This window comes from uncultured Jannaschia sp., from assembly GCF_947494025.1.
Classification (GTDB): Bacteria; Pseudomonadota; Alphaproteobacteria; order Rhodobacterales; family Rhodobacteraceae; genus Jannaschia.
Genome location: NZ_CANLTQ010000002.1, coordinates 384,752 through 411,250, shown reverse-complemented (window position 1 = coordinate 411,250; position 26,499 = coordinate 384,752). Strand labels below are relative to the sequence as shown.

Here is a 26,499-nt window from a genome sequence, read left to right as displayed (position 1 = left end):
CGTCCTGTTCTGCTTGGGGGTCAGAAAGCATGTCCGCTCCCTTGCCGCAACGCGAAACCCGACGCGTCGCCCGGGACCGCTTGCGAGTGTTGCGCGCAGACGCTAGAGCGTTCGCATCCCCGGCGGCGAGTTGGCGGAGTGGTTACGCAGCGGATTGCAAATCCGTGCACACCGGTTCGATTCCGGTACTCGCCTCCATAAAGCCGATGGTCACGGACCCGTCCTTCGCGCATGTCGGAAAGATGGGCCGACACGGTGTGCCGGGTCCGCTTGGCGCGGGGCTTCGTCAGTGTGGCCAGCGCCACGACAGCCCGCATCGACACGTTCATCTTTCGCCGCATCCTTTGCGTGAGGTCGAGACGGCGCGGGAGACAGCGGCATCCGGATCGCGCACACGATCGCGGGCTTGACGAGCGCACCGGCGTCGCCGCGGGAAAGACCCGAACGCCGGAGAACAGGGCGGTGCCCCCGGCATAAGCCTCGGGATCGATCGCTTGCGGCGCCAAGCCATCAACGAAGCCGGGCGCTCGCCGTGGCGAGCCGGAAGGCGGGATAGAGAAGGCCGCCCTCGGAGGACGGGAGCGGGATAATGTGCGGTCGCGTATCCACGCGTATCGGCACGGTCAGCTCCGATATGTCGGCCACTGTCACGAGGTTCGACCCGAAACAAAGCCCGACGGGGCAGCGCAGCCCCGGCCGCGCACCCGAGGCGCCCCCGACGGTCGACAGGACGCCGGAGCCGAACGTGGCGGTCAGGAAAACGACCGCCGCCGAAAAGGTCAGCCCCCGCGCTTCGCGTCCGCCATCCTTTGCGCCTCGATGGCGAGCGCCATGACGCGGAACGGGTGATCCGGGTCCGGGGCCCGACCCGCCCGGACGCCCGCGAGAAAGTCCGCGAAGAAGGGCAGGCGTTCGTCCGATGCCTGCCACCGCTCGGAGCGGTCGTTGTTGACGAGGATGACGTGATCGCCCCCCTCCGCCCCCTCGGGATCGACATACTTGCGGATTTCGACAAAGCCCTCCGTCCCGGTCACGAAGAGCCGTCCGTCCCCCCAGCTCGGCAGCGCGTCGGGCGTGTACCAGTGCAGAAGGATCGTCCCCGTGGCCCGGCCCGCGCGCATCGCGATCCGGCCCCGGTCCTGGAACGGCGCCTCGCGCAGGCAGGAGGCTTCCGCGAACAGGATCTCGCCCTCGCTCGCGCCGGACAGGTGCAGCACCTGCTCGATCTGGTGGGAGCCGATATCCGCGAGGATGCCGCCGCCCTTCGCGTGGTCCCAGAACCAGTCCGGGCGCGTCGGCGCGTTCAGCCGGTGTGGCGCCAGCAGCGTCACGTCGATCACCTCGCCGATGACGCCCTCGGCCACGAGGCGGGAGACGCGGGTCATGCCCGGCACCTCGAAGCGTTCGCTGAAGTCGACGGCCCATATGCGCCCGGTCTCCGCGGCGGTCCGGCGGATCGCTTCGAGGTCGTCCTCGGTCAGCGCGCCCGGTTTATCGCTCAGGACATGCTTGCCGGCCCGCATCGCGCGGCAGGAAATGCCCGGCCGTTCGAACGGCACCCCCGCGGTGACGACGATGGAAACCTCCGGATCGGCCAGAAGCTCCGCCTCCGTGCGCCGCGGCGCGTCGGGGTAGCGCTCGACCCAGCCGTCGAGCGTGCCCGGCTCCCCCTCGGTGGCCCAGCCGACCAGATGCCCGCCGGCCTCGATCAGGTTCGCGACCATCGTGTAGCAGTGCCGGTGGTCGATGCCGATGACGGCGATTCCCTCAGACATCCTCGATCTCCTCCCTGTGTCCCGACCGGGCCGAGGCCTGGATCGCGTCGATGAGCGCGATGGCCGGCAGCGTGTCGCGCGCCGGGATCGCCGGCGCGCGACCCTCCCGCAGGGCGGAGGCGAAGTCCTCGATCACCGCCTGGTGCCAGTCGTGCTGGAACGCCATCGGGTCGGCCCCGCCGCCCGTGCCCGCCGCCGGCTCGCCGAAGCTGCGGCTTTCGCCGTCCGCCCCGGTCACCGTGAGCTCCCCGCCCGCAAGCACGGCCGATCCTCCCGTCCCGTTGATCGTCAACGCCTCCGTCCCGCCGGGGCGGTGCGTGACCGACGCCATCAACGCGCCCGTGGCGCCGCTCTCGAACCGCAGCGCGGCGGCCGCGAAATCCTCCGCCTCGAGATCGTGGAGCGGCGTCGACGCAACCATCGCCTGCACCGCGCCGACGGGGCCGCAAAGATGCAGCATCAGGTCGATGGCGTGGATCGCCTGCGTCAGCAGCACGCCGCCGCCGTCGCGCTCATAGGTGCCACGCCCCGGTTCGTCGTAATAGGACGGGTCGCGCCACCACGGCACGCGCAGGTCGACCGAGGCGATCGTCCCCAGCCCCGCCATCTGCCGCGCGAGCATCTGCGCGGCGGGGCGCATCCGGTGCTGGAGCGTCACGCCGAAGGGCACGTTCGCCGCCTCGCAGGCCTCCACCAGCGCCGTGGCCCGCGCCAGATCCCGCTCGATCGGCTTTTCGGCGAGGATCGGCACGCCCGCGCGCGCAAGCGCCGCGACATGGTCCTGTCGTGCATTCGGCGGGGTCAGGAGGATGACGAAATCGACACCCGAGGCAAGCGCCTCGACGCTTTCGACCGCCCGCGCGCCGTGCCGCTGCGCGAAGGCCCGTGTCTTCGCCGGATCGCGCGCCATCACCGTAGCGAGTTCGAGCCCCGCATCGCGGATCGCCGCCACATGCGTCGCCGCGACCATTCCCGTTCCGATCAGTCCGACCTTCATGTCACCTCCGTTCGCGCCACCAGATGAACAATCCCGCCGCCGCGATCACCATCGCGCCCACGATCGTCGTCGCGTCCGGCACCGTGCCGAACACGACGAAGCCCGTCACGGTCATGTAGACGAGAAAGGCGTAGCTGAACGGCATCAGCACGCTGGCCGGTGCGAAGCCATGCGCGTGGGAGAAGAAGTGGTGCCCGGTCCAGGCAAGGCCGCCGAAGCCGAGCATGAGCGCCCATTCGAATGCCGTGGCCGGCATCTCCCAGATCCAGAACATGAACGGCGCCAGCACCGACGTGCCGACGAGCCCGGCATAGAGCTGCATCGTCCGCGGGGCCGCGATCCCCGCGAGGCGGCGCGTCAGGATCGAGAAGAGCGACAGGGCCAGCGCGCTCGTCACCGACAGGAGCATTGCCGGGTGGAACGACGCATCCCACGGGCGCACGACCACGAGAACGCCCAGGAAGCCCACGGCAATCGCCGCCCAGCGGAGCCGCCCGACACGCTCGCCCAGAAGCGGCACCGAAAGGGCGGAGACGAGGATCGGCGAGGAGAACGTGATCGCCGCGATGGTCGTCAGGTCGAGATAGCGCAGCGCGAAAAAGTTGGTGATCGTCGAGACGAGGAGCAGCCCCCCGCGCAGCAGCATCAGCCCCGACACCGGCCAGGGCGCGGTCCAGCCGGAACGGTCGCGCCCGAGCATCGGCCCGGTGGAAAGCACCAGATGCGTGGCGTAGCGCATGAAGGCGAGCTGCAACGCGGGCAGCCCCGCGAGCGACAGCCACTTCACCGACGTGTCGTTCATCGCGAAGAAGGCGTTGGCCACCAGCATCAGGAGGATGCCGCGACCCGCATCGTCGACGCGCGGCCGCGCGAGCCGGGAGACCGGAACCGGCGGCGGCATCAGCGGTGCGCCCGCCGCCATGCGACGGCGCGAAATACGGGCGCTCCCGACCGTGCCGTCAACGTCACGGGGCCGGCGTCACATCACCGCCCCGATCTGCCACGGCACGAATTCATGGTCGCCCAGCCCCTGCGCCTCGGACTTGGTCGTCTCGCCGGAGGCCACGCGCAGGAACGTCTCGTAGATCTCGCGCCCCTTCGCCTCCACGGTGGAACGGCCGTCGAGGATGTCGCCGGCGTTGATGTCCATGTCCTCGGGCATCCGGTCGAAGAGCGTCTGGTTCGTCGCCACCTTGATCGTCGGGGCGGGCTTCGAGCCGAAGGCGGACCCGCGCCCCGTGGTGAAGCAGACGAGGTTGCAGCCCCCCGCGATCTGCCCCGTCACCGAGGCCGGGTCGTAGCCGGGACTGTCCATGAAGGTGAAGCCGCGGGCGCGGACCTGCTCGGCGTACTTGTAGACGCCGGTAAGCGGCGTCGTGCCGCCCTTCGCCGCCGCGCCGAGCGACTTCTCGAGGATGGTGGTGAGTCCGCCCTTCTTGTTGCCGGGAGACGGGTTGTTGTCCATCGAGCCGCGGTTGCGCTCGGTATAGTCCTTCCACCATTCGATCAGGCCGACGAGCCGCTCGCCCGTCGCGTTGTCCACCGCACGCCGGGTCAGCAGATGCTCGGCGCCGTAGATCTCCGGCGTCTCGGCCAGGACGCCGGTCCCGCCCTGCGCCGCGAGGAGGTCGCAGGCATGGCCCAGCGCCGGGTTCGCGGTGATCCCCGACCAGGCGTCGGAGCCGCCGCATTGCAGCGCGACCGTCAGTTCGGAGACGGGGCAGGGCTCGCGCACCGCCTCGTTGGCGATGGGCAGCATCGCGCGGACCGTCTCGATCCCCGCCTCGACCGTGCGGCGCAGGCCTGCGACGTTCTGGATGTTCATCGTCTGGAAGGTCGGCGAATGCTCGAGGCCCCAGGCATCGAGCAGCCAGTCGATCTGGTTCATCTCGCAGCCGAGGCCAACCATCAGGACGGCGGCGTGGTTCGGATGGCGGGCATAGCCCCACATCACCCGCTGGAGCGCCTCGAACCCGTCGCCGTCGCCCGCCATGCCGCAGCCGGTGCCGTGGGTGAAGGCGCAGACCCCGTCCACGTTCGGATAGCGCGCCATCTCTTCCGGGCCGAAGGCGTCGGCGATCATGTGGGCGGCGGTGGCGGAGCAGTTCACGGAGGTCAGCACCGCGACGTAGTTCCGCGTGCCGACCGCGCCGTTCCTGCGGCGGTAGCCCATGAAGGTGTCGCCGGTCGCCGGCGCGACCGGACGGAGGTCGGTGCCGAATTCGTAGGCATGGTCGGTGGCCCGGAACGCGCAGTTCTGCACATGGACATGGTCGCCCGGCGCGATGTCAACGGAGGCGTAGCCGATAATCTGCCCGTATTTCACGATCGCCTCGCCCGTGGCGATGGGACGGGTGGCGATCTTGTGTCCGGTCGGGATCAGCGCGCTGGTGACCACCCCCTCGACCGCCGCCCCGGCCCCCATCGGGCCGGTCGCGGTGACGACGTTGTCGGAGGCGTGCAGGCGAATGGTGCGGGTCATCGGAGGCTCGATCGGCTTGGGATGTCTCCGTCATAGACCCCGGCCGGGGAAGTTAGAAGTCCCCGCTTGTGCTTGTATCTGCGGCCGAACCGGGGCCAGCCCGTCGCCGATGGCCCTCGGATCGGCGACCCGCCATCGGCCATCCCGGGATGTTTCGGAAGCAGGAACGGAGGCGCGGGCGTCAGGGTCAGTCGAGGAGGATCTCGACGATCGGGGGATAGAGCAGCAGGATCGACAGCGCGAGGATCTGGATGCCGATGAAGGGCAGGAAGCCGCGGAAGATGTCGGTCAACGAAATCCCGGGCGGCGCGACGGATTTCAGGTAAAAGGCGGCCGGGCCGAAAGGCGGCGACAGGAGGCTCACCTGCATGTTTATGCAGAAGAGAACGCCGAACCAGATCGAGAGGTTCGCGGGCTCCAACGTGCCGAGGATCCCGATCTCCTCGATGGGCAGGCGCTGCACGATCGGCAGGAAGACGGGGATGATCAGAAGCACGATCCCCACCCAGTCCATGAACATCACGATGGGCGCGACGAGCCCCTTGCCCATCCGCCAGTCCCGATTGGCCCGGTGCGGCTTGAACGCGAAGAAGAGGAGCGCGAGCGCCGCCCTTCTCGCCCGGCGCCGGGTCGTCGGCGGATGCCTCGGGCAGGGGGGCCAGCGCCGGGTTCGCCTGCGTGCGCACGACGATGTAGACGATGATGAAGGAGGCGAGCATGAAGCCCAACAGGAAGGCCGCGGTGAAGAGCGCCTTGATCGAGGTCTCGGTGATGAGCCCGTAGATGATCAGCACGATCGAGGGCGGGATCATCGTGCCGAGCGATCCGGACGTGCAGATCGTGCCGATGGCGAGGTTGCGGTCGTAGCCCAGCCGGAGCATCTGCGGCAACGCGATCAGGCCCAGAAGCACGACTTCGCCGCCGATGATCCCTGTTATCGCCGCCATGATGACCGCCATGATGGAGGTGACGATGGCGATGCCGCCCCGCGTGCGGTTCATCCACACGTTGAGGGAGGAATACATGTCCTTGGCGATCCCCGACCGCTCCAGAAGCGCCGCCATGAAGATGAAGAGCGGGATCGAGATCAGGACGTAGTCGGTCAGCAGCCCGTAGATCTTCTGCGCCAGGATGTTGAGCGGCCCCGACCCGAAGCGCCCCGTCAGCATCCCCTCGCCGAAGGTCCAGGGCGCGGAAAGGAGCGCGGGCTCGAACTTCATCACCAACACCGCGACCGCGAGGATCGCGGAGGCGAAGCCCAGCGGCATGCCGATCGCGAGCAGCAGCATGAGCGCGATCAGCAGGATCAGAGATATCGTTCCGACGTCCATCGTTCGCTCTCCTCAGCCGTCCCGTCCGACGGATCGGATCATTCCGCACCGACCTGCCGGCGCAGCCGCTCGACCTCGTCCGGGTCGATGTCGTCGGCGGCGCTGTGCTGGACCGGCGCGGCGTCCCAGTCGCGGATCAGGTTCGCGAGCGCCTGGATGGCGACCAGCGTGACGACGATCAGGATCATCGGCTTGAGCGTCGTCGGGATCGGTGGGTCGAAGGCGGTGTCGAACGTCTCCCACCGGAGGTATTTCTGGCTGGCCTCGCCCCACCCGCCCCAGAACAGGAAGAAGGCGATGGCGAGGATCAATGCCACCGAGATCACGTCGCAGACCTTTTGCAGCGGCCGCGGCAGGATGTCGTAGAGCAGGTAGATACGGATGTGGCTGCGCTGCTGCATCGCGTAGAGGCCCGACAGGATGAAGATGAACCCGGCCATCCACAATGACAGCTCGCTGGCTCAAAGCGTCGGTCGCTCGACCACGTAGCGCATGAAGACCTCATAGATCATGACGCAGACGAGCACCCCGATGAGGAGCATCGTGACACGGCCGACGAAGACCGAGACCCGGTCGAACCAGCCCCAATCCTTGTATTCCATGGGCGCGCGGCGCACCGTCGCCACGCCGAGCCCGAAGAACACGAAGACGCCCGCGAGCGCGAGCCAGGCGACGGGGTCGGCCCCGTCGTCGGACACGAGCCCGAGATCGGACAGGTCGCTCATATGCGACTCGACCAGCGCTTCCGCCTCCGGGGTAGTGGCGAATTCGGGCCAACTCGCCTGCGCCGCGTCGCGGAACTCCTGCCGGTCCTCGTCCGACCAGCTGGCCAGCGTCACGCCGGCCTCGCGCAGCCGCGCCGCGGCTTCCGCGTTCAGCTTCTCGAAGGAGAGCGCCGTGCGCAGCGCCAGCGATTCCATCGCGGTGGAGATGATCGCGCGATGATGCTCGGGCATCGAATCCCATACGTTCTTGTTGCAGGCAAGGTGGTCCGACGGCATCGAATGGAAGCCCGGATAGGTTGCGTAGCTCACGAGGTCGAAGAGGCCGATGCTCTCGTTGTTGGCGAGGCCGGAATAGTCGGCCGCGTCGATGATGCCGGTCTCGAGCGCGGTGAAGACCTCGGTGAAGTCCATCACGACCGGAACCGCGCCCAGCTTTTCGAAGATCTTCGTCTCCATGCCCGGCGGCGAGCGGAACTTCCAGTTCTGAAGGTCGGCCACGCCGTTCACCGGCGTCTTCGAGGCCAGGCTCTCCTGTCCGTAGACCCACCAGCCGACGAGCTGCATGTCGTACTGGTTTTAGAGCTCCTGCGCGGCTTCGAGCCCGCCGCCGTAATAGAGCCACGACAGCTGCTGGTAGGGCGTGTCGTAGCCGCCCATGATGTCGCCCACGAACTGGAAGGCCGGGTTCTTGCCGGTCTGGTAGGCGCCGCCCGTCATGTCGCAATCGAGGATGCCGGTGGCGGCCGCGTCGAACGTCTCGACCGACTTGACCACGGAAAAGGAAAAGAACGGCTCGATCGTGATCTCGCCGTTCGACATCGTCTCGATCCTGTCGAAGAATTCCTGCGCGAGCTGACCGCTCATCTGGTCGAGGTTGTAGTGGGTCTGGATGCGCAGGGTCGTCTGCTGCGCGGTCGCGGCACCGGCGAGCGCTGTGGTCACGACGGAACTCCCGAAGGCCGGGCCCTCCGATTTCGCGATGCTGCGGGGCGTCCGGGCCAGTCGCGGCATGGCCCGCCAGCGGAACACCGATCCCACGTACCGGCATGCAAAGATGCATTTCCGCGCGGCGACGATGGTACTACTTGTGAGGTAAACCTCTTAGCCTATTAATTTATCGAACCTAAGCCGTTCCGCCGGCGCAGTTCGAGATACAGCGCGGAATGATCCAGCGCACCGCCGTCCATGGTGTCGCGCAGCGTCCTGAACCGCTCGGTCACCGCACGCACGGCCGGCAGGTCGAGCGCGCCCGCCGCATCGAGGACGTTGTCCAGATCCTTGATCTGATGCGTGATCGGCCCCCCGGGGCGGAAATCGCGTTCCGTCATCCGGGCGCCGTGCTGCTGCAGGATCGTGCTGTCCGCGAAGCCGCCCTTCAGGGCGTCGCGCACCGCAGCCGGATCGGCGCCGCCTTCCTCGAGCAGCAGCATCGCCTCGGCCACGGCGCCGATCGTGCAGGCGACGATCGCCTGGTTGGCGAGTTTCGCGAGCTGTCCCGTGCCCGCGGGGCCCACATGGACCGGCCGGCCCATGGCCTCCAGCACCGGGACGACACGGGCAACGACGTCCGCGTCTCCGCCCGCCATGATCGCCAGTGTTCCGTCCTCCGCGCCGCGGGTGCCGCCCGAAACGGGCGCGTCCACGTAGCCCATGCCCCGCCCGGCGAAGCGGTCGCCCGCCGCGCGGGCCTCGGCCGGTCGGATGGAGGCCATCTCGACCCAGATCGCCCCGTCCGCGAACCCCGCCATCGCCGCGTCCTCGATCTCCGCGGAAGCCGGACCGTCCGCGAGCATGGAGATCACGACGGCGGATCCGGTGACCGCTTCCGCCGGGTCATCGAAGGCCCGCGCCCCCTCGATCGCGCGGGCCTTGTCGGGCGTGCGGTTCCAGACCCGCAGGTCGTGACCCGCGCGGACGAGGTTGCGGGCCATCGGCGCCCCCATCAATCCGGTTCCGAGCAGGGTAAGCTGGGTCATGCGCGTCTCCTCCGTTGCACGCCACCCTGAAACCCCGTAGCCGGAAGCACAACGGGGAGGATGACATGACCGATCGTCTCAAGGGCAAGCGGGCCCTGATCACCGCCGCGGGTCAGGGCATCGGCCGGGCCACGGCCGAAATGTTCATCGCCGAAGGAGCGGAGGTCTTCGCGACCGATCTCGACGCGGGCCTGCTCGACGGGCTCGACTGCGAGACATACGCGCTCGACGCGCGCGACGACGCCTCCGTCCGCGATGGGGTCGGGCGCGCGCGGCCGGACGTGCTCTTCAACTGCGCGGGCTTCGTCCATCACGGCACGCTCATGGACGCGAGCGACGCGGACTGGGACTTCGGCTTCGATCTCAACGTGAAGTCGATGTTCCGCACCATCCGGGCGGCGCTGCCGGTCATGCTGGAGGCGGGCGGTGGGTCCATCGTCAACATGTCGTCGGCCTGCTCCTCGGTGATCGGCGCGCCGAACCGCTTCGTCTACGGCGCGACCAAGGCGGCGGTGATCGGCCTCACCAAATCGGTCGCGGTCGATTACGTGAAGCAGGGCATCCGTTGCAACGCGATCTGCCCCGGCACCGTCGAATCCCCGTCCTGGCACGAGCGGGTCGAGGCCCTTGGCCAGCAGCTCGGCTCCAAAGAGGAGGCGATGGCGCAGTTCGTCGCCCGGCAGCCGATGGGACGCGTCGCCACCGCCCGCGAGATCGCCGCGCTCGTCACCTATCTCGCCTCCGACGAGAGCGCCTTCACCACCGGCCATCCGCACATCATCGACGGCGGCTGGTCCGGGCAGTGAAGTGTGCGGCGACCCGAGGGTGACTCCTTACGAAACATTGACAAAACAGAGCACCGTACGATGACAAAGCTGCGCTCCCGCCTGTGGTTCGACAATCCCGACAACCGGGAGATGACGGCGCTCTACCTTGAGCGATACCTCAATTACGGCCTCACGCGGGAGGAGCTGCAGGGCAACAAGCCGATCATCGCGATCGCGCAGACCGGCAGCGACCTCAGCCCCTGCAACCGCCACCACCTCGAACTGGCCAAGCGGGTCCGCGACGGGATCATCGCGGCGGGCGGCGTCCCGCTCGAGGTGCCGGTCCATCCGATTCAGGAGACGGGCAAGCGGCCCACGGCGTCGCTTGACCGCAACCTCGCCTATCTGTCGCTCGTGGAGACGCTGAACGGCTACCCGCTCGACGGGGTGGTGCTGATGATCGGCTGCGACAAGACCACACCCGCGCTTCTGATGGCGGCGGCGACCGTCAACATTCCGGCCATCGCGCTGTCGGTCGGGCCGATGCTGAACGGCTGGTTCCGCGGCGCGCGGACCGGCTCCGGCACGATCGTCTGGAAGGCGCGCGAGCTCCATGCCGCGGGCGAGATCGACGATGCGGGCTTCATGGAGATCGTCGCCTCCTCCACGCCCTCGGTCGGGTATTGCAACACGATGGGGACGGCGACGACGATGAACTCGCTGGCCGAGGCGCTCGGAATGCAGCTGCCTGGCGCGGCGGCCATTCCTGCGCCCTACCGTCAGCGCGGCCAGATCAGTTATCAGACGGGCCAGCGGATCGTGGAGATGGTCCACGAGGATCTGAAGCCGTCGGACATCATGACCCGCGCGGCCTTCGAGAACGCCGTGGTCGTGAACTCCGCCATCGGCGGCTCCACCAACGCGCCGATCCACCTGAACGCCGTGGCCCGGCATCTGGGCGTCCCGCTCGACAACGACGACTGGCAGGCGCTCGGCCACCGGGTGCCGCTGCTCGTGAACCTTCAGCCCGCGGGCGAGTATCTGGGCGAGGATTACTACCATGCGGGCGGGGTGCCCGCCGTGGTGGGCGAGCTCATGCGCGCGGGGCTCATGCCGCATCCCGACGCGCCCACGGTGAACGGGCGGACGATGGGCGCGAATTGCGAAGGCCATGCCTCCGAGCTGCCCGAGGTTATCAAGTCGGTCGATGGGCCGATGATGGCCGATGCGGGCTTCGTGAACCTCAAGGGCAACCTCTTCGACTCGGCGATCATGAAGACCTCCGTGATCTCGCCGGAGTTCCGGGAACGCTACCTGTCGAACCCCGACGACCCCGAAGCCTTCGAGGGCCGCGCGATCGTCTTCGACGGGCCGGAGGATTACCACGCGAAGATCGACGACGAAGCTCTCGGGATCGATGAGAATTGCATCCTCGTAATGCGCGGCGTCGGGCCGATCGGCTATCCCGGCGCGGCCGAGGTCGTGAACATGCGCCCGCCCTCCTACCTCCTGAAGCGGGGCATCCACGCGCTGCCCTGCATCGGCGACGGGCGGCAATCGGGCACGTCCGGCTCTCCTTCCATCCTGAACGCCTCGCCAGAGGCCGCCGCGGGCGGCGGGTTGGCGCTGGTGGCCACGGGGGACCGGCTGCGCATCGACCTCGGGCGAGCGACCGCCAACATGCTGGTCGACGACGAGGAGCTGGCGCGTCGGCGCCGGGACTTGCCGGCGCGGCCCTTCACGCCCGACAGCCAGACGCCCTGGCAGGAGATCTTCCGCGAGCGCGTCGGCTCCCTCGCGGAGGGCATGACGTTGCGCGGCGCGGACAGCTATCGCGGCACGGCGCAGAAGGGCGTCGCCCGCGACAACCACTAGGACACGGGCGGGCGGCCGGTGTGCAGCCCGTCAGCGAACTTCGACACGCAAGACACGGGGAAGACACGACATGAAGCTCTGCCGCTACGGCGAACCGGGGGCCGAGAAGCCCGGCCTGATCGACCACAACGGCGACCTGCGCGACCTGAGTGCCGAGATTTCCGATATTGGCCACGAGGTCCTGTCCGACAAGTCGCTCGAGATCCTCTCCAAGCTCGACGTGATGACGCTGCCGAAGGTCGAGCATCCGGTCCGGTTCGGCCCCTGCGTCGCGGGGATCGGCAAGTTCATGTGCATCGGGCTGAACTATTCCGACCACGCCGCGGAGACCGGGGCGGAGATCCCCGAGCATCCGATCCTGTTCATGAAGGCCAATTCCGCGATCGTGGGGCCGGACGACGACGTGGTCCTGCCGCGCGGCTCCACCCGGTCGGACTGGGAGGTCGAGCTCGGTGTGGTGATCGGCACGGCCTGCAAGTACGTCTCCCCCGAAGAGGCGCTGGATTACGTCGCCGGCTACTGCGTCATCAACGACGTGTCGGAGCGGCATTTCCAGACGAAGCTCACCGGGCAGTGGACCAAGGGCAAGTCCTGCGACACGTTCGGGCCGATCGGACCGTGGCTCGTCACCCGCGACGAGGTGGGCGACCCGCAGAGCCTCGCCATGCATCTCGACGTGAACGGACAGCGGATGCAGACCGGCAACACCAGCACGATGATCTTCACGGTGGCCGAGTGCATCAGCCATCTGAGCCAGATGTTCACCCTGCATCCCGGCGACGTCATCTCCACCGGCACGCCGCCGGGCGTCGGCATGGGCATGAAGCCGGAGGCGGTCTACCTGAAGGCGGGCGACGTCATGGAGCTTTCCATCGACAAGCTCGGCCGCCAGCGTCAGGAGGTCCGCGTCGATGAGTAGAACGAAGCTCCTCCAGATCGGATCGATGTCCGACCGGATGCGCGATGCCCTGGCCGAGGCGTTCGAGATCGACGTCCTGTCCGAGCAGTCGGACCGCGCGTCCTTTCTGGCCGAGCGTGGCGGCGACTATCCCGCGATCGTCACGACGGCGGGCCTGCCCGGCGACGTGCTCGACGCGGCGGCGAAGCTGCGCGTCGTCTCGAGCTTCGGCGTCGGCTACGATTCGATCGACGCGTCGGCCTGCGCGGCGCGCGGGATCAAGGTCTCGCACACGCCCGACGTGCTGAACGACGAAGTGGCCAACACCTTCGTCATGCTTTGGCTGGCGGTGTCGCGGGACCTTCTCGGGTCGGAGCGGCACGCGAGGTCCGGTGCCTGGGCGAGCGAGGGCAGCTACCCGCTGACGCGTTCGATCCAGGGGCGCCGCGTGGGCATTCTGGGTCTGGGCCGGATCGGGCAGGCCATCGCGGAGCGTTGCAAGGTCTTCGACGCGGAAATCCACTACCATTCGCGCAGCCGCAAGGACGTGCCCTACACCTACCACGACACGCCGGCCGCGCTGGCGGAGGCGGTGGAGGTTCTGGTCGCGATCACGCCGGGCGGCGCCGAAACGGAGCATCTGGTCGACGCCGAGGTCTTGACCGCGCTTGGGCCGGACGGGCTGTTCTTCAACCTCGCGCGTGGCTCGGTCGCCGATGAGGCGGCGCTGATCGAGGCGCTGCTGAACGGCCGGATCGCGGGGGCAGGGCTCGATGTGTTCGAGGCCGAGCCGAAGATCCCCGACGCGCTCAAGGAGATGGAGAACGTGGTCCTCCTGCCGCATGTCGGCTCGGCGACGCACGAGACACGCGCGGCGATGGGCGACCTTGTGGTGCGGAACTTGCTGCAATGGCAGGAGGACGGGACGGTCGTGACGCCGGTTCCGGAATGCCGCGACCTTTGAGTCGCCAAGGCCGGACGCGACGCCCGCGTTCGGCCGCATCTTCTTCGCTTCGCAAATATCCCGGGGTCCGGGGCCGGCCCCGGTCCGACGGGTCAGACCGGACGCCCCGGCATCCGTCCGATCCGCGCGGCCAGATGCGCCACCCGGTCCACGACCTCCGCGCGGACCGGCCCGCCGCGCCACGGGTCGCGTAGCGTGGTGAACCAATGCTCCGGCGGATTGCGGCCGCGGGAATTGCCGTCGAACCGCAACCCGCGCAGCACCGCCTCCGCTTCGGGGGGCAGGCGTTCGGGGATGTCTTGGCCCGACAGCACGGCCCAGTTGCCCGACCAGAGACGGCCGACCGACCACGGGTTATAGCCACCCCCGCCCAGCAGCAGGAATCGCGGCGCGAGCGGCATCAACGCGGCCAGGCAGGCCCAGTGCGCGTTGTTCGACAGCGCCAGCCGCGACAGTGGGTCGTCCTCCACCGCATCCGCTCCGCATTGCAGCACGATCGCGTCCGGCGCGAAGCGCTCCACCGCGGGCAGAATCACCCGATCGCGTGCAAGGGCGAACTCGTCGTCGTTGGCCGCGCGCGGCAGCGGCAGATTGAAGACCTGGCCGACGCCCGCATCCCCGAGCGCGCCGGTGAACGGCCAGCGGCGCTCCTCGTGGGTGGAGACGAGGAGCATGTCGGGATCGTCCGCGAAGGCATGCTCCACCCCGTCCATGTGATGCGCGTCGATGTCGACATAGGCGATCCGCCGGACGCCGCTCCGCCGAAGCGACAAGATGCCCAGCACGGCGTCGTTGAGGTAGCAGAACCCGCTCGCCCGATCCGGCATCCCGTGATGCGTGCCGCCGCCGGGATTGTGGATGCGCCCGCCGTCGCGCAGGAGCTCGCCCGCGAGGAGAGAGGCGCCGGCCCCTGTGGCGGGGCGGCGGAACATCTCGGGGAAGACCGGATTGGAGATCGTGCCGAGCCCGTGACGCGCCTTGTCCGTCTCGCACGCCGCCTGCGTGGCCTCGACGCGTGCCAGCGCCGTCACGTAGGCCGGCGTATGCCAGAGCGTCAGCGCCGCCGCCTTGGCGCGCGGCGACGCACGGAAGCGGTCGGGCGGGAGCCAGCCCATCGCGCGGGTCAGGTCGAGAACCGTGCTCACGCGCGGCACGCGCAAGGGATGCCACGGCCCGTAACTCGAGCCGCGATAGATCTCCGAGCCGAGGAGGAGCGGCGTCACGCCCTGACAGCGATCGAAATGAAACGACGGATCCGCATGTGGCGGAGCTAAGACGGGGCTCGGTCGCTTCAACCGCGGCTTGCAGGTTCGGCCGGAGGCCCTATCTTGCGAGTCTCGCTGAAGGGGTTTGCGATGATCCGTTACGCACTTCGCTGCGCCGAGGGGCATGTCTTCGAAAGCTGGTTCCAGTCGGCCGAGGCGTTCGACGGGCTGGCGCGGCGGAAGATGCTGACCTGCACGGCGTGCGGATCGGTGGATGTCTCGAAATCGCTGATGGCGCCCAAGGTCGGGACGCGGGCGAGCGAGCCGCAATCGCCGCTGGAGGCGAGGATCGCCGCGTTCCGCCGCAAGGTCGAGACCGAGGCGACCTATGTCGGCGGCCGCTTCGCCGAGGAGGCGCGCGCGCTGCACGAGGCCGCGCAGAACGAGGCGAAACGGCCCGACAAGGCGATCTACGGAGAGGCGAACGCGCGCGAGGTGCGCAGCCTGCTGGAAGACGGGGTGCCGATCGCGCCGTTGCCGTTCATGCCGAAGGCAAAGACCAACTGATGCGGGCGCTGATCACCGGCGCGTCCCGCGGGGTCGGCGCGGCCCTCCTCGTCGAGGGCACGGCACGCGGGCACGAAGTGCAGGGTACGACGCGCTCGGGCGCGGGCATCCCATTGGAGGTGACCGACGGCGCCTCACGGGCGGAGGCGGCGCAGGCGGCTGGGGCGCTCGACCTCCTCGTCTGCAACGCGGGCGTTTATCTCGACCGCTCCGCCGGGATCGAGGACGTGACGGCCGAGCAGCTGCGCGCGACCTTCGACACCAACGTGACCGGCGTGATTCTGACGGTGCAGGCCCAGCTCGCCAATCTGTCCGAGGGCGGGCGGATCGCCCTCATCTCCTCGCAGATGGGCTCTTCCGAGCAGACCGGGTCGCGCGGCTTCGCCTATCGTGCGTCCAAGGCCGCCATCTCCAATTTCGGCGCCAACCTCGCGGTGGCGCTGAAGGACCGGGGCATCGCGGTCGGCATCTACCATCCCGGTTGGGTGCAGACGGATATGGGCGGCCGGGCGGCGAGCGTGACGGCCGAGCAATCGGCGCGCGGCCTTTGGGACCGGTTCGAGGCGCTCGACATGGGAACCACGGGCCAGTTCGAGACCTTCGATGGCCATCCGCATCCGTTCTAGGCTTTCCCGCCGCACGATCCTCGCCGCGATGCTCGTCGCCGTGGCGCCCCCGGCCCGGGCGCAGGCGCCGCTGACCGTCTTCGCCGCCGCGTCCCTGAAGCCCCCGCTGGACGAGATCGCGGCCGGTTGGGACGGGGCGGTGGCCCTGTCCTACGGAGGCAGCGGCACGCTTGCACGTCAGGTCGCGGCGGGGGCGCCCGCAGACGTCGTGCTACTCGCGGCGACCGACTGGATGGACTGGCTGGGGGCGCAGGGCGTGCTTGACGGCGATCCCGTGGCGATCGCCAGCAACCGGCTCGTTTTGGCCGGTCCGCCGGACGGCGCGGCCCTGCCGCTCGAGACGGGGGCCATCCTCGCGCGGCTCGGCGCCGCGGGGCGGATCGCGATGGGTGAGCCGATGTCGGTGCCCGCCGGGCGCTATGCACAGGAGGCGCTGACGACGCTGGGGCTTTGGGACGTTCTCGCGCCGCGCATGCTCTATGCCGAGGATGTGCGCGCGGCCTTGGCCTATGTCGCGCGCGGCGACGTGCCGCTCGGCATCGTCTACGGATCCGACCTTGCGGGGAGCGGAGTGGGGATCGCGGCCGAGTTCCCGGCGGACGCGCACGATCCGATCCGCTATCCCGGCGCGACCGTCGCGGGCGGGGCCGAGGGCGCGCGGGCGTTCCTCGACCGCGTGGGGGCGTCTCGCGAGGTCTTCGCGCGCCATGGCTTCGCCCCTTGATCGACCTGCCGCCGGAGGCCCTGTCGGCGCTCGCGCTGTCGCTCAAGGTTTCGCTCACGGCCACGCTCGTGTCGCTGCCGCTGGCGATCTGGGTGGCGCATGTGCTGGCGCGCGGATCGTTCCGAGGCAAGGGGTTCCTGGACGCGGCGGTGCATCTGCCGCTCGTGCTGCCTCCGGTGGTGACGGGTTACGCGCTTCTGCTGCTCTTCTCCCGGTCCGGCCCGCTCGGGGCGGTGCTGGAACCACTGAGCCTCGGGCTCGCCTTCCGCTGGACGGGGGCGGCGCTGGCGGCGGGGATCATGGGCTTTCCGCTGATCGTGCGCGCGATCCGGCTGGCCATCGAATCGGTAGACCCGAAGCTCGAGGAGGCGGCGGCGACACTCGGCGCCTCGCCGTTGCGGGTCTGGCTCACCGTGACGCTGCCGCTCGCGGCGCCGGGTCTCCTTGCGGGCGCGACGCTGGGCTTCGCCAAGGCGTTCGGGGAATTCGGCGCCACGATCACCTTCGTCGCCTCGATCCCCGGCGAGACGCGCACACTGCCGGCGGCGATCTACGCGTTCCTCCAGGTGCCGGGCGGCGTGCCGGGGCTGCGCGGGATGGTGGGCGTGGCGGTGCTGGTGGCGGTGGGCGCGGTGCTGGCCTCGAACTGGCTCGCCCCCCGGCTCGCCGCGCGCGTGGCGGGGCGCTGATGCTGGAGGTCGCGTTCAAACGGAGCGTCGGGGCCTTCACGCTCGACGTGGCTCTGGAGGTCGGGGCGGGGACCACGGCGATCTTTGGGCCGTCGGGCGCGGGCAAGACGACCCTCGCGCGCTGCGTCGCGGGGCTGGCACGGCCCGATCACGGGCGGATCGCGCTCGACGGGCGGGTGTTGTTCGGAGGCGGCACGGCGGTGCCGCCGCACCGGCGCGACATCGGCTACGTGTTTCAGGAGGCGCGGCTCTTTCCGCACATGAACGTGCGGCGGAACCTCCTCTACGGTGCGCCGCGCGGAACCGATCCCGGTCCCGTCTGCGAGATGCTGGGGATCGGTGGCCTGCTCGCGCGGCGGACGGCTGGGCTTTCGGGCGGGGAGGCGGCACGGGTGGCGATTGGGCGGGCGCTGCTCCGTCGGCCGCGGCTCCTGATCCTCGACGAGCCGCTGGCCGCGCTCGACGGGCCGCGCCGCGACCGGGTGCTGCCCTGGCTCGAACGGGTGCGGGACGCGGGCGTGCCGATCCTCTACATCAGCCACGCGGTGGAGGAGGTCGCCCGGCTGGCCGACACGCTGGTCCTGTTGCGCGACGGCCGGGTGGCCCGTGCGGGACCGGTGGGCGACATGCTTTCGGATCCGTCCGTCGCCGCGTTGATGGGGTCCATGCAGGCGGGCGCCGTCCTGTCCGGGCGGATGGTCGCGGAGAGGGACGGGATCGCGGCGGTGGAGACGCCGGTCGGGACGTTGCAGGTCGTGGGCGCGGGCGAGATCGGCGCCCGGATCCGCATCCGCATCCGGGCGGAGGACGTGATCGTCGCGACCGAGCCTCCGCGGGAGGTGTCGGCGCTCAACGTGCTGGCGGGCACGGTGGCCTCCATTCAGCCGGGGCACGGTCCGGGCGTCATGCTGCGTCTGGCGATCGGAGAGGGACACCTCCTGGCGCGCGTGACGCGCCGCTCCGCGACGGCGCTCGATCTCGTCGAAGGCCGGGCGATCTGGGCGCTGGTGAAGGCGACGGGTGTCGCGCGGGCGGATATCGGGTAGCGCGGTGGAAGGCGCTTCAACGCCGCCGGCAAGCCCGAATTCCTCCACCGTTTCGGCGCGTCGCGCATGGTCGAACCGGGGAACGGGTCGTCACGAAAGCCACCAGAGGCCGATCAACCCGAGGGCCGCGACGCTCATCTGCGCGGGACGCAGCCGGCGGAACCACAAAGGCGCCTCCGCGCGGTCGGCGGCGACGGGGTCGAGCACCGCGAGGCTGGCGTAGACCGCGCTCAGCAGCGCGAAGGCCGGGCCGGGTGGCAGGATCAGGGCGGCGAAGCCCGCCCAGAACAGCCACGCGAACACGGCCAGCTGAGTCCACGTCCATCCGCCCGGCATGCGGAACGACAGCCCCCGCCGGACGCCGGACAGGAACAGCGCGATGGCCGCGCCCCAGAGATGCATCGCCGGTCGCACCACCTCGGGGCCGTCCAGATAGAGCCAGATCGCCGCGAGCGGAAAGGGCAGGACCGGACCCCAACCGAGAACGATCGCGTCCCAGGGAACCCGGGCCGGCTCCTCGATGCGCAGTATCCTCCTGTCCTGTCCGCTCATGCGGGTTTCCTCGTCGCGTCGGATCCGTCCGGCTGCTGCTTGGCATCTGCCGGACGACGGGATGCGGTCTAACGCCGTCGGTGCGACGCCGCCCAGGCGAGCGCGCCGACGCCGAGGACCGCGCCGGCCGCGCCGAGGGCCATCATGTTGAGGCGATGAGCATCCGGCACGCCTTTCCGATGCCTGACACCGCCGCTCGTCCGCTTGCCGTCGAGGATGGTCCGCAGCACCGCGCCGTCGGAGATCGCCCCGGCCCGGGCCCGCCCGAGGGCGCCCCTGACAATGCCGCCGACGACGTTCTCGGTCGCCCAGGGAGCAAGCCCGTAGGCCCGCTGCGCGGCGAGGGACGGCCAGCCGACGGGCACCTCGTCGCGCGGCCGGCGCGCCACGCTCACGATCGCCTCCGCGACGGTTTCGGGCGCATAAAGGTACGGCCCCGGGTCGACGCTCCGCCCGGAATAGTTCGCACCGTGGACGATGCCCGGCGTGTCGACCACGGCGGGAAAGACCCCGCAGACATGGATGTGCCGATGGGGCTTGAGCTCCTGCCGCAGGCTCGCCGAGAAGCCGCGCAGCGCGAACTTGCTCGCGGTATAGGCGGCGGCGAACGGCGTCGGCGCCCAGGCGGCAAGGGAGATCGTGTTGATGATCGTCCCACGACCTTGCCGCAGGAAAAGCGGCAGCACCGAATAAGCGCCGTACATCGCGCCCATGAGGTTCACGTCGATGGTCCGCCGGTGCATCTCCAGCGGGACGTCCTGCCAGGCGCCGATCGCGCCGAGCCCGGCATTGTTGACCCAGATGTCGATCCCGCCGAACGCATCCATCGCCGCGTCGCGCAGGGCATCGACGGCCGCCGGATCCGACACGTCGGTCCGCACGGGCAGGGCCCGGCCGCCGAGCTGCTCGCATTCGCGCGCCGCGTCCTGCAGCATCTCAAGACGGCGGGCTGCCAGGGTGACCCGCGCGCCCCGGGCGGCGAAGGCGCGCGCGGCGGCGCGGCCGATACCGCTCGACGCGCCGGTGATCACGACGGAGGCTCCGGAAAGATCGTGCATGGGACGTCCTCTGCTGGCGATGTCTCGCTATCCGGGAGAACCTGCGCCGCCGGCGTTTGGTTGCACGCGGTTCGCATCGGGCCGCTCGCGGCCGGACGGGGGGCGCACATTCTGTCCGGCCGCCGGGGCCGGGATGCAACCCGATCGGGCCTTTTGCGTTGGCGCTCGGAAACGGAAGAGGACGGATCCATGAGCGACGACAGGAAAACGGACGAAGCGGTCGCGATCGCCGGCAAGGAGAAACCCGGTCCGAAGGAATCTCCGGTCCAGGTTCGGCGGTCCGGCAAGGAGGCCATGGCCGACAAGCCGAAAACGTGGGACGAACAGGACGAGGCCCTGGACGAGACGTTCCCGGCGAGCGACCCGCCGACGACCTACTAGGCCCCCGGCATCGGGTCCATCGCGGCCGGCTCGCTGACGGCGGCCGCGCCGGAGTCAGTCTTCGGGCAGGCTCCGGCGCAACTCCTCCAGCCAGGGCGCGGCGGTCGCATCCGAGGGTGCGCGCCAGTCGCCACGGGGCGAAAGCGACCCACCGGGCGAGACCTTGGGCCCGTTGGGCAGAGCGGAGCGTTTGAACTGGCTGAACCCGAAGAAGCGTTCCAGGAACACTTCGAGCCACCGCGCGACGTCTCGCAGATCGTAGTGCCGCTTCGCCGCGTCCGGGAAGCCGATGGGCCAAAGGCCGCGCTCCACATCGCGCCACGCGTTCCATGCGAGGAACGCCACCTTCGAGGGCGGCAGGCCGTAGCGCATGATGTGGAACAGGAAGAAATCGTGCAGCTCGTAGGGGCCGATCCGGTCCTCGGTCGATTGCAGCTCCTCCTCCTCGCCCTGCGGGACGAGTTCGGGGGAAATCTTGGTGGCGAGGATCGCCTCCAGCACGGCATCGGCCTCGCCGTCGAACTGGTTCGTCTCCACGGTCCAGCGGATCAGATACTGGATCAGCGTCTTGGGGATGCCGGAATTGACGGCGTAGTGGCTCATCTGGTCGCCGACGCCATAGGTGCACCATCCGAGCGCCAGTTCCGACAGGTCGCCCGTGCCGATCACGAAACCGCGGTTCTGGTTGGCGAGCCGGAACAGGTAATCGGTCCTCAGGCCCGCTTGAACGTTTTCGAAGGTGACGTCGTAGACCGGCTCGCCGCCCGCGAAGGGATGGCCCATATCCTCGAGCATCTGACGCGCGGCGGGGCGGATGTCGATCTCCGCCGCCTCGATGCCGAAGGCGCGCATCAGTTTCCAGGCGTTGCTCTTGGTCGCATCGCCGGTGGCGAAGCCGGGCATCGTGTAGCCGAGGATCGTCGTGCGCGGCAGTTGCAGCTGATCGCAGACCTTGGCCGCCACGATCAGCGCATGCGTGGAGTCGAGCCCGCCCGAAACGCCGAGGACCATGTGGTCGCCGCTCGTGGCTTCGAACCGGCGGCGCAGTCCCTCGACCTGGATGTTGAACGCCTCGTAGCAGTCGAGGTCGAGATGGCTTCGCCGGTTGGGTACGTAGGGGAAGCGGCGGATCGGGCGGATCAGCCCGGCATCCTCCCAATGCGGCTGATGCGCGAAGCCCACCCGGCGGAATGGTATCCCGCTCGTCTCCGCGCAATCGGCGTAGGTGCCGGTGCGCATCCGCTCGTTTAGGATGCGTTGCGTGTCGATATCCGCAAGGCACAACTCCGGCTCCAGCGCGAAGCGCTGCGACTGCGCCATGAGGTCGCCCAGCTCGTAGATCGCGCCCTGACCGTCCCAGGCCAGGTCGGTCGTGCTTTCGCCCGGCCCGGCGGCGGAATAGGCATAGGCCGCCATCGCGCGCGCCGATTGCGAGCGGCAGAGCATGTGGCGATCGTCGGACTTGCCGATCACGATGTTGGAGGCCGAAAGGTTGGCGAGGATGGTCGCGCCCGCCAGCGCCGCCGCCGAGGAGGGCGGGACCGGCGCCCAGTAATCCTCGCAGATCTCGGCGTGAAAGACGAAGCCCGGCAGATCGGTCGCCTCGAAGATCAGGTCGGTGCCGAACGGAACGTCCTGTCCGCAAAGCCGCATTGTCTGTCCGACGATGCCGCGGCCATGCGCGAACCAGCGCTTTTCGTAATATTCGCGGTAGTTCGGCAGGTAGGATTTCGGCACGACGCCGAGGATCGTTCCGCGCGAGATCGCGACCGCGCAGTTGTACAGCCGCCCCTCGTGGCGCAGCGGGAGGCCGACGAGAAGGACAGGCGACAGATCGGCGCTCGCCGCCACGATCTCGGCCAGCGCGGCCTCGCTCGCATCCAGAAGCGCGGTCTGCAGCAGCAGGTCGTCGAGCGCGTAGGAAGACAGGCAAAGCTCCGGATAGACGAGGAGGTCCACCCGGGCCGCGTCGGCGCGCCGGGCTTCGGCGAGGACGGCGTCGCAGTTGAAGGCGACGTCCGCCGTCCGGACGCGGGGGGTGCTCGCGCCGATCCGGACGAAGCCGTGACGATGCAGGGCGGCGAAATGCTTGGGGTTGGTCCGGTCCTTCATTGCGATGCCTCCTCGAACATCTCCACCGCGGTGCGAAGGCAGGCGAGACGCACGCCGCCCCGGCCGAGCGATCCGAAATGCGCCTCGCGGTGCATGGTCTCGCGGCCCTCGACGGCACAGCCGAAATGCACGAGACCCTCCTCGTTGTCGCCGGCGGGTCCGGCGAACCCCGTCACCGACAGCGCGCAATAGGCATTGGACCGCGTACGCGCGCCCTCCGCCATGGCGATCGCGACCGGGCGGGACACGGCGCCGTGCGCGTCGAGCATGTCCCGCGGCACGCCCAGCATGTCCGCCTTCGCGTCGTCCGTATAGGTGATGTAGCCGCGCTCGAAGGCGCGTGAGCAGCCGTCGACATCGGTGAAGAGCGAGGCGATCAGCCCGCCGGTGCAGCTTTCGGCCGTAACAAGATTGCGTCCCCGCTCGCAGGCCTCTTTGAGGATGCCGTGGATGCGGTTCTGCAGATCCTCGGGTATTTCCGCCGTCAACGTCTCGACCATCGCTCTTTTCCTGTGCCGTCGGTGCCCTCCAACAACGAAGCGGCGGCCAAAGGGTTTCGCGGAACAGGCTTCGAGGCGTCCGGACGGGCGCGCGGCCCTTATCCGAACGCCCAGCCGAGCTGCAGGTCGATGGCGATGGCGACGAGCACGCCACCGCCGATCCAGGCCATGACCTCCCGCAGGCGGCGATGGCGGTCGAGGGTCCGGGACATCTTTCCGCCCATCCAGGCCACGACCAGATCGGACGGGATCGCGGTGAGCGGGACCAGGATGCCGAGAACGAACATCTGCATGCGGATGCTCCCCCCGCCCGATCCCGAAAGGTTCGGGTCGATGAAGGGCGGCAGGAACAGTGCGAAGAAGAGCACCGTCTTCGGGTTGAGCAGCTCGACCCAGACCCCTTGCCGCACGATGTCGAAGAAGGAGCGATCGGTTACCGTGCGGGTGTGGAGATCCTTTCGGGCGTTCGTGCGCGCCTCGAGGATCATGCCGATGCCGAGCCAGGCGAGATACACGGATCCCGCAATCCGCAGCACGGTGACGAGCCAGCCGAAGAGCGAGAAGAGCGCGGCCAGTCCCAGGGCCGTCGCGACGGCGAGGAGCATCCCGCCGAGGCAGAGCCCGATCGCCGAGGCGAACCCGGCGGCGCGGCCCTGGCCGACGCTGCGCGACAGGACGTAGAGCATCGACGGGCCCGGCGTGACGCTGAGCGCGAAGCCGGCGGCGATGACCGCGAGAACGGAGTCGAGAGGCGGCATGCGATCAGCAGGAAGTGGTGCCGTTCAGGCGGCGCTCGAACGGATTCGTCGTCGATCCCGGTGCGCCCTGTGCCGTTGCGTTCTTCCCCTCCCACGCGAGCCGGAAGCGGAAATAGGGAAAATCTCGGACCAGCATCCGCTCGAGATGCGCACCGGCGGTGAACGGCTCGTAGCGGGGGGGACGGTCGGGGCCTTCGAGTTCGGGAAAAGGCCGGATCACGGTGTGGTAGTTGGCGGCCACGAAATAGGGTAGCGAGAAGCGTTCGGGGCGCAGGTTAAGCACCCGGTGCGGCGTCGAGCGGAGCAGACCGTTGGTCCAGGCTTCCAGCATGTCGCCGATATTGACGACGAACACGGACGGATCGACAGGAACGTCGATCCAGTGGTCGTCCTGCGTCATCACCTGCAAACCCTCGTTGCCGGTATGCAGGAGGGTGAGGCATTCATAGTCGGTATGCGCGCCCATGTTGACCGACTTGTGGTCGGTGACGTCGGTCCGGCGAACGTAGTGCAGGAGGCGGAGCTGCGAGATCGGCTTGCTCATCTGTCCTGTCATCGCGCCGGCGGGCAGGCCGAGATGCAGTTCCAGCGCCCCGCAGATCAGTCGGCCAAGCTGCGCGATCCGGCCGTAATATTCGGCGATCGTCTCGCGAAAGCCGGGGAGGTCGGGCCAGACGTTCGGGCCCAGCATCCGGTTTCCGGCCACGAAATCCGGGTCGTCGGGCGGCAGGTCGAGGCCGAGGTCGAACGCCTCGTAGCTGCGGTTGACCTCGTCCGGGTAGTCGCCCTTTTCCGTGAAGGGGACGTAGCCGCGATGGTTCGGGCTGTGGCCGATATAGTATCGCATCTTCGCTGCGTCGTTCTGCGCGAAGAAGTGCCGGGCCGCGGCATAGGTGCGCTCGATCAGGTCGCTATCGATTCCGTGGTCGCAGATGCGGAAGAAGCCGACGTCCCGCGCGGCCCCCCCGATCGCGTCGGCGATGGACGCGACCCGGCTTGGGTCGTGCTCCAAGAGGCCGGCGACGCTGATGAGCGGAAGATCGGTACCGGCGTCGGTCGGACGTCTGTGCAAGGCCATCTCCCGGTTTGATGAAACGTCCGGCTTACCCATTCGCGCGGACGGACCCGTCGGACCGGCGCGACACGATCGGGAAGAAGAGGTCGAACACGGTCCCCTCGGGCGTGTTCGGGCGGACCCGGACCGCGCCCCCGGATTGTCGCACGAAGCCCTGCACCATCGACAGGCCAAGGCCGGTCCCGTCGCCCACCTGCTTGGTGGTGAAGAACGGGTCGAAGATCCTCTGGCGGGCGTCCTCGGCGATCCCGGCGCCCTGATCGGAAACCGAAAGCCGGACATACCGGCCCGGCGGGCAGTCGATGGGACAGACCTCGTCGTCGAGCAAATCGCGCACGACGTTCTCGGTCGAAATCGTCAGACGACCGCCATCGGGCATCGCGTCGCGCGCGTTCATCATCAGGTTGACCAGCGCCATCTCCGCCGCGCCCGGGTCGACCTCGATCGGCCAGGGATCGGCCGCGAGTTCGAGCGCGACGTCGCGGGACAGCGAGCGGCTGTTCTCCTCGCAGGCCGCGCGCACCAGTGCGTTCACGTCGACGATCTTCGGGTCGAGATGCAGCTTCTGCGCGAAGGCCAGCATGTCGCGGATGAGCCGCGCGCCCCGATCCGCGGCGTTCTTCGCATCGACGAGGCAGTCCCAGGAATGCGGCGCGGCCGGGTCGGCGCCGATCAGTTCGAGATTGCCGGCGATGACCGTGAGCAGGTTGTTGAAGCCGTGCGCGAACCCGCCGGTCAGGCGGCCGATCGCCTCGAGCTTGCGGACGTTGAAGAGCTCCGTCTCGAGCGCCTTGCGGTTGCTCGTCTCCGTGGTGAGTTGGGCATGCGACTGCACGAGGTCGCGGTAGCGCTGGTTGGACCGCTCCACCTCGGCGAGAAGCTCGAGCTTCGCGCTCGTCATCGCGGCGACGGTGGTCAGCACCTCGAGTTCGGCCGCGCCGAAGGCGGCGATCTGGGGATGCTCGCTGTCGATCACGCCGACGAGCTTGCCCTGCGAGACGAGCGGGACGCAGATCTCGGACCGGGCGGGACGGGTGTCGGGGATGTAGTTCTGGTCCTTCAGAAGATCGTCGACGACGATCGGCGCGCGCGTTTCGGCGACCTGGCCGGTGATCCCCTGACCGAACGGGATCCGGAGCGGGTTGATGATCGTGCGCCCGTAGGGGTTCTTCTCGCCCAGGGCGGCCGCCTGCGTCAGCGTCGTCTCCTCGGCATCCGCGCGGTAGATGACGCAATCGACGAAGTTCAGGCGCCCGACCACGTTTTGCGCGACGTACCAGAACAGATCCTCGACATTCGGGATGGAGATGATGTCCACCGCAAAGGCGTTCAACGTCCGAAGGGTCGAGGCGTGTTCCGGACCCGAGCGGTCGGGCGCAGCAAACTTTATCGCATCCCGCAAGGCGCCATCCACCC

At 69.0% G+C, this 26,499-nt stretch carries 24 protein-coding genes, 1 tRNA gene and 2 pseudogenes; 11 read left to right on the top strand and 16 right to left on the bottom strand.

The window, feature by feature from the left end:
* The first annotated feature begins 124 nt into the window (after nt 1-124).
* Nucleotides 125-198: transfer RNA gene (locus tag Q1B08_RS05680), tRNA-Cys, on the top strand.
* Nucleotides 199-779: 581 nt separating this feature from the next.
* On the opposite strand, the gene Q1B08_RS05675 is transcribed toward Q1B08_RS05680, so the two are convergent.
* From Q1B08_RS05675 to Q1B08_RS05640, 8 genes and pseudogenes are all read right to left on the bottom strand, one after another.
* The gene (locus Q1B08_RS05675) at nt 780-1,775 is read right to left on the bottom strand and encodes a Gfo/Idh/MocA family oxidoreductase (RefSeq protein ID WP_299816020.1); all 996 of its coding nucleotides are present in this window, start codon (nt 1,773-1,775) and stop codon (nt 780-782) included.
* Complete coding sequence (locus Q1B08_RS05670; RefSeq protein WP_299816018.1) at nt 1,768-2,772, bottom strand: Gfo/Idh/MocA family oxidoreductase; 1,005 nt, start codon at nt 2,770-2,772, stop codon at nt 1,768-1,770. The genes Q1B08_RS05675 and Q1B08_RS05670 overlap by 8 nt, the downstream gene beginning before the upstream one ends.
* A 1-nt stretch (nt 2,773) precedes the next feature.
* Nucleotides 2,774-3,673: a DMT family transporter gene (locus Q1B08_RS05665; RefSeq protein ID WP_299816016.1), complete on the bottom strand. Its 900-nt coding sequence runs from the start codon at nt 3,671-3,673 to the stop codon at nt 2,774-2,776.
* 78 nt (nt 3,674-3,751) lie between these two features.
* Nucleotides 3,752-5,254: an altronate dehydratase family protein gene (locus tag Q1B08_RS05660; protein ID WP_299816014.1), complete on the bottom strand. Its 1,503-nt coding sequence runs from the start codon at nt 5,252-5,254 to the stop codon at nt 3,752-3,754.
* Between the two features lie 187 nt (nt 5,255-5,441).
* Nucleotides 5,442-6,585 (bottom strand): annotated as a pseudogene (locus tag Q1B08_RS05655) (TRAP transporter large permease subunit).
* Between the two features lie 38 nt (nt 6,586-6,623).
* On the bottom strand, nt 6,624-7,031 hold the full coding sequence (locus tag Q1B08_RS05650) for a TRAP transporter small permease (protein WP_299816012.1): 408 nt from the start codon (nt 7,029-7,031) through the stop codon (nt 6,624-6,626).
* Between the two features lie 15 nt (nt 7,032-7,046).
* A pseudogene (locus Q1B08_RS05645) lies at nt 7,047-8,174 on the bottom strand (TRAP transporter substrate-binding protein).
* Nucleotides 8,175-8,419: 245 nt separating this feature from the next.
* On the bottom strand, nt 8,420-9,286 hold the full coding sequence (locus tag Q1B08_RS05640) for an NAD(P)-dependent oxidoreductase (RefSeq protein WP_299816010.1): 867 nt from the start codon (nt 9,284-9,286) through the stop codon (nt 8,420-8,422).
* Nucleotides 9,287-9,351: 65 nt separating this feature from the next.
* Between Q1B08_RS05640 and Q1B08_RS05635 the strand changes: the two genes are divergently transcribed.
* The 4 genes from Q1B08_RS05635 (at nt 9,352) to Q1B08_RS05620 (ending at nt 13,790) form a co-directional block, all read left to right on the top strand.
* Complete coding sequence (locus Q1B08_RS05635) at nt 9,352-10,092, top strand: SDR family oxidoreductase (RefSeq protein ID WP_299816008.1); 741 nt, start codon at nt 9,352-9,354, stop codon at nt 10,090-10,092.
* A gap of 60 nt (nt 10,093-10,152) precedes the next feature.
* Nucleotides 10,153-11,928: an IlvD/Edd family dehydratase gene (locus Q1B08_RS05630; protein WP_299816006.1), complete on the top strand. Its 1,776-nt coding sequence runs from the start codon at nt 10,153-10,155 to the stop codon at nt 11,926-11,928.
* A 70-nt stretch (nt 11,929-11,998) separates the two neighbouring features.
* Nucleotides 11,999-12,847, top strand: coding sequence for a fumarylacetoacetate hydrolase family protein (locus tag Q1B08_RS05625; protein ID WP_299816004.1), 849 nt, complete (start codon nt 11,999-12,001; stop codon nt 12,845-12,847).
* On the top strand, nt 12,840-13,790 hold the full coding sequence (locus Q1B08_RS05620) for a 2-hydroxyacid dehydrogenase (protein WP_299816002.1): 951 nt from the start codon (nt 12,840-12,842) through the stop codon (nt 13,788-13,790). The genes Q1B08_RS05625 and Q1B08_RS05620 overlap by 8 nt, the downstream gene beginning before the upstream one ends.
* A gap of 92 nt (nt 13,791-13,882) precedes the next feature.
* Here the strand turns inward: Q1B08_RS05620 and Q1B08_RS05615 are convergent, their stop codons facing one another.
* Nucleotides 13,883-15,013, bottom strand: coding sequence for an acetoin utilization protein AcuC (locus Q1B08_RS05615; protein ID WP_299816000.1), 1,131 nt, complete (start codon nt 15,011-15,013; stop codon nt 13,883-13,885).
* 132 nt (nt 15,014-15,145) lie between these two features.
* Here Q1B08_RS05615 and Q1B08_RS05610 point away from each other — a divergent pair, with 132 nt between their 5' ends.
* From Q1B08_RS05610 to modC, 5 genes are read left to right on the top strand one after another with little or no spacing between them, the layout of a single operon-like run.
* The gene (locus tag Q1B08_RS05610; RefSeq protein ID WP_299815998.1) at nt 15,146-15,562 is read left to right on the top strand and encodes a DUF1178 family protein; all 417 of its coding nucleotides are present in this window, start codon (nt 15,146-15,148) and stop codon (nt 15,560-15,562) included.
* Entirely contained in the window at nt 15,562-16,188 is a 627-nt protein-coding gene (locus Q1B08_RS05605; protein WP_299815996.1) for an SDR family NAD(P)-dependent oxidoreductase, read from the top strand. The genes Q1B08_RS05610 and Q1B08_RS05605 overlap by 1 nt, the downstream gene beginning before the upstream one ends.
* Entirely contained in the window at nt 16,166-16,912 is a 747-nt protein-coding gene (gene modA, locus Q1B08_RS05600; protein WP_299815994.1) for a molybdate ABC transporter substrate-binding protein, read from the top strand. The genes Q1B08_RS05605 and modA overlap by 23 nt, the downstream gene beginning before the upstream one ends.
* Nucleotides 16,909-17,601: a molybdate ABC transporter permease subunit gene (modB, locus tag Q1B08_RS05595; protein ID WP_299815992.1), complete on the top strand. Its 693-nt coding sequence runs from the start codon at nt 16,909-16,911 to the stop codon at nt 17,599-17,601. Before modA ends, modB begins: the two co-directional genes overlap by 4 nt.
* Nucleotides 17,601-18,647, top strand: coding sequence for a molybdenum ABC transporter ATP-binding protein (gene modC, locus Q1B08_RS05590; protein ID WP_299815990.1), 1,047 nt, complete (start codon nt 17,601-17,603; stop codon nt 18,645-18,647). The genes modB and modC overlap by 1 nt, the downstream gene beginning before the upstream one ends.
* 90 nt (nt 18,648-18,737) lie before the next feature.
* On the opposite strand, the gene Q1B08_RS05585 is transcribed toward modC, so the two are convergent.
* Together Q1B08_RS05585 and Q1B08_RS05580 are read right to left on the bottom strand one after the other, a co-directional pair.
* Entirely contained in the window at nt 18,738-19,199 is a 462-nt protein-coding gene (locus tag Q1B08_RS05585) for a DUF3429 domain-containing protein (protein WP_299815988.1), read from the bottom strand.
* Between the two features lie 68 nt (nt 19,200-19,267).
* Entirely contained in the window at nt 19,268-20,257 is a 990-nt protein-coding gene (locus Q1B08_RS05580; protein WP_299815986.1) for an SDR family oxidoreductase, read from the bottom strand.
* Nucleotides 20,258-20,446: 189 nt separating this feature from the next.
* Between Q1B08_RS05580 and Q1B08_RS05575 the strand changes: the two genes are divergently transcribed.
* A complete protein-coding gene (locus Q1B08_RS05575; RefSeq protein WP_299815984.1) occupies nt 20,447-20,638 on the top strand; it encodes a hypothetical protein in 192 nt (63 codons plus the stop codon).
* A 54-nt stretch (nt 20,639-20,692) separates the two neighbouring features.
* On the opposite strand, the gene Q1B08_RS05570 is transcribed toward Q1B08_RS05575, so the two are convergent.
* From Q1B08_RS05570 to Q1B08_RS05550, 5 genes are all read right to left on the bottom strand, one after another.
* Nucleotides 20,693-22,750: an NAD(+) synthase gene (locus Q1B08_RS05570; protein WP_299815982.1), complete on the bottom strand. Its 2,058-nt coding sequence runs from the start codon at nt 22,748-22,750 to the stop codon at nt 20,693-20,695.
* On the bottom strand, nt 22,747-23,250 hold the full coding sequence (locus Q1B08_RS05565; protein ID WP_299815980.1) for a CinA family protein: 504 nt from the start codon (nt 23,248-23,250) through the stop codon (nt 22,747-22,749). The genes Q1B08_RS05570 and Q1B08_RS05565 overlap by 4 nt, the downstream gene beginning before the upstream one ends.
* Before the next feature lie 98 nt (nt 23,251-23,348).
* Nucleotides 23,349-24,008 (bottom strand): LysE family translocator, encoded by a 660-nt coding sequence (locus tag Q1B08_RS05560; RefSeq protein ID WP_299815978.1) that lies wholly within the window; start codon nt 24,006-24,008, stop codon nt 23,349-23,351.
* 4 nt (nt 24,009-24,012) lie between these two features.
* Complete coding sequence (locus Q1B08_RS05555; protein WP_299815976.1) at nt 24,013-25,080, bottom strand: 2-oxoglutarate and iron-dependent oxygenase domain-containing protein; 1,068 nt, start codon at nt 25,078-25,080, stop codon at nt 24,013-24,015.
* Nucleotides 25,081-25,111: 31 nt separating this feature from the next.
* On the bottom strand, nt 25,112-26,485 hold the full coding sequence (locus tag Q1B08_RS05550) for an ATP-binding protein (protein WP_299815973.1): 1,374 nt from the start codon (nt 26,483-26,485) through the stop codon (nt 25,112-25,114).
* Nucleotides 26,486-26,499: the final 14 nt, after the last annotated feature.